5 protein-coding genes are annotated in these 2,943 nt (G+C 42.0%); all 5 read right to left on the bottom strand.

Annotated features, from left to right (window positions below; all coding sequences use genetic code 11):
* Positions 1 to 314: hypothetical protein (locus R1Y93_RS03875; protein ID WP_500821695.1), on the bottom strand; the 314-nt coding region annotated here is incomplete at its 3' end.
* A 124-nt stretch (positions 315 to 438) separates the two neighbouring features.
* The gene (locus R1Y93_RS03870; RefSeq protein ID WP_500821694.1) at positions 439 to 963 is read right to left on the bottom strand and encodes a hypothetical protein; all 525 of its coding nucleotides are present in this window, start codon (positions 961 to 963) and stop codon (positions 439 to 441) included.
* Positions 964 to 1,043: 80 nt separating this feature from the next.
* Positions 1,044 to 1,895 carry a hypothetical protein gene (locus tag R1Y93_RS03865; protein ID WP_500821693.1) on the bottom strand — a complete coding sequence of 284 codons (852 nt, stop codon included), beginning with the start codon at positions 1,893 to 1,895 and terminating at the stop codon, positions 1,044 to 1,046.
* Between the two features lie 84 nt (positions 1,896 to 1,979).
* A complete protein-coding gene (locus tag R1Y93_RS03860; RefSeq protein ID WP_500821692.1) occupies positions 1,980 to 2,606 on the bottom strand; it encodes a DNA-binding response regulator in 627 nt (208 codons plus the stop codon).
* Positions 2,554 to 2,943: sensor histidine kinase (locus R1Y93_RS03855; protein ID WP_500821691.1), on the bottom strand; the 390-nt coding region annotated here is incomplete at its 5' end. The genes R1Y93_RS03860 and R1Y93_RS03855, both read right to left, overlap by 53 nt.

Raw genomic sequence — 2,943 nt, 5'->3', positions numbered from 1 at the left:
TCTGTAAATTCCAGTTGGCCGTCCTGCTCTATTGGTTCTTCCGCTTCATAGGGCAGAGTAATCGTAAGATTTCCTTCTGCATAATCATACTCTTTATACTCTGGAATCGGTGTAGGTGTGGCTGTCGGTGCCGGTGTGGCCGTTGGTTCTGGCGTCACTGTCGGTTCCGGTGCTTTTGTGGGGGCTGGTGTCTCTGTGGGTGCAGGTGCCTCTGTGGGTGCAGCCTCTTCTTTGGATTCCTTCTCTCCACATGCACACAAAAGAAACATACACAAAAATACAGCCGTAAGCATTATTCTTTTTAATCTTCTCACATCTATTCTCCTTTCCAAATCTTTCATAGTACAGCGTTCTGCAAATAACTGTACTAAATGATGTCGCCGACAGGTGACATGTCTGTAAGCTACACAGTCTTTTACTCCCTTTTCAAACCTTATGTCATGGGGTAAGGCGCTGTCCGCAGTATTCACAATTGCTCAGACGGCCTTTTATGACCTGATTCTTCGCGCCGCAGCTGGAACAGGTAACTGTAATATAAATCTTCTCATTCACACGTCGGTTTGGTGCAGTAATCAATATATAATCTCCTTCTCTGTCTATCTGGATATTCCGAATATATCCTCTGGCAATATATTTTTCCAGTTTTTTTACTGCACCTTTTCCCATCTCCTTCTCATACTTTTCAAATGAGAGCGTACTCTGAGCATAAGATTCAAACCAGCAGGCAATTTCACTGGCTTGTTTCTTCTTTCGTATTTTCTGAATTTCCCTGAAAGTAGGATACAGAAGCAACAATCCCAGTAAGATCTCTGTTGCTGCCATTCCTAATCTTCTTTCACCAATATACTTTTCTGAGGCACCAATAGCACCCAGGGACAAAAGTATACATAAGCCACAAAGAACCCATTTTACTTTCCCCAGAACTCCTGCTTTTTTATTTTTTTCTGTCAAACAATCACTCATGTCTGTTTCCTCTTTCTCTGATTAATCAAATGCAATGATATATTGGTGAATCTTCTGTCTGCCTCTGGGAAATACCTTTATCAGCCTGCTCCCAGCAGAAGCCATGCGTCGCCTATCGCATCATAGTAATAAACCACATTGTCTCCTACTGCATAATAATTTTCTTTTGTAAAATGATCCTCATGATCTGTTCCAAGTACAAATACCGGACAATTTCTTCCTTCAAGGTATTCCTCTGTACCTGTATACCACAATGACATACCAAGCCCCAGATAGTAACGCACCTCGTCAGTTTGTGAAAGCACTTCCCGGGCAATATTTATATCCAATGATGAATCATCCTCCGAGTAATACTCCTCCCAATCATGATATATGGAAAAATCATAACAGTAGGCTTCCGCTGCAAGATGTCCATCCTTTAGTGATACCATAGGATGGTATTGCACACTCATATTCTGCTTCTGCACTGAAACCATCACATTGGAATGGATCTCACTCATATTGCATCGCAGTATAATGATTTCGTCCTCCTGCCCTATATAATATGGGGCGTTCAGGTCATCCAGATATTCCCCATCTTCCGTAATCTGAGTCGGATAAACACTGATCTTACAATCACATCCCGGAACAATAGCATAAATTTCATATCCCCCTGCATCAACAACTGTCCCCTCCTGTAAGAAAGGATAAGCCGCTGCCACTTCTTCCATTTTAGTATATTCAAGTATATCTGACGCTTCTGCAGTTTCATAGGCATATCCAAGAAATGCCATTCCCACCTGACATTCATTTTCCCTGATGATATCCCTTAAAATTGCCAGATTCTCTTCTGCCCCAGGTATTTGGGCAGACACTTCTCTCACACATTTTCCATAAATACCAAAAGAAAGCAGTGCTGCGCAAACACATACAACAACAGAAAATTTTTTCATGCTCATATCTCCTTCCTGTCAGAATATGTTTCTACATTCTGTGTGTTTTCATAACTGTTCTGTATCCTCACAGTTACGGATTTTCTATTTTAGTGTAGTCACAATCAATTTACTTTCCAGTGCAGCTGCTATCAGGTCTTCTTTACAGCTATATCCTGCCTTGGCAATCATTTCCTGAAAATTCCATCTTACCCCAGAGGTGGAACATTCCATTTTCCTGGCAATCTCTGAATATGACATTCCATGAATATACAGGCGCAGCATCTCCAGCTGTCTTGGGCTGATATCTCCACTTGTGATCCAGTTAAGTTCCACCTTCGGCGTTACATCCGGAAATACACGCTCACCATTTAAAGTTCTGTAAATCACATTCCGTATTTCCTCTTCACCATGATCCTTATACCAGAGGCTGTCTGCACATCCGCTTTTGGCTCTTTCCAGTACTTTGGGATCAATCAGGGAAGTAACAATCAAAACCTTTGTATGTGGATACTTTTCCCTGATCATTTTGCCGGCACTTAATCCATCATGATTATGAAATGTCTGCACATCCATAAGCACAAGATCTATTGCCGAATAACCACAGATCTTTACAGCTTCACGGGCATCCGAAATTGTCTGGACATGTCGTAATTCCGAATCCTGCATAAGCATATATTCAAAATACTTCTGCATGATCTTCTGATCTTCTACTATCAGTACCCGTACCATCGAATCTCATCCTTTCTGTCAGAGGCATTTTCAATACCAGGCAAAACTCAGGGGCGAAAGAAATCTGCATTATACATTTCTCTGATTCAACCGCTTTTCTCAGTGCTGACAAGCCACCGCCTTCTTCTGCATTTTGTTCAGGCACATCTCCATCATTGGTGATCTGAATGTTGTATTCATCTGCACATTTATCTATTTTCACAAAAACGATACTGCCATGGGCATGTTTGGCACAGTTTGTCACACATTCACGAATCGCTCTGTCTGCCAGCAGCCTATAAGCAGGATGCTGCGGAAAGCTTCCAATGATCTGAACGGAGATTCCAAGCTCTTCCGC

Source organism: Blautia sp. HA3515 (genome assembly GCF_059933065.1).
The sequence above is the reverse complement of the archived record's forward strand: the minus strand, read 5'-3'. Positions and strand labels throughout refer to the sequence as shown.

What these genes read in the sequence shown, in the direction of transcription:
- R1Y93_RS03860 (WP_500821692.1), bottom strand. Translation starts at nt 2,606, where the DNA reads ATGGTACGGGTACTGATAGTAGAAGATCAGAAGATCATGCAGAAGTAT.
- R1Y93_RS03870 (WP_500821694.1), bottom strand. Translation starts at nt 963, where the DNA reads ATGAGTGATTGTTTGACAGAAAAAAATAAAAAAGCAGGAGTTCTGGGG.
- R1Y93_RS03865 (WP_500821693.1), bottom strand. Translation starts at nt 1,895, where the DNA reads ATGAAAAAATTTTCTGTTGTTGTATGTGTTTGCGCAGCACTGCTTTCT.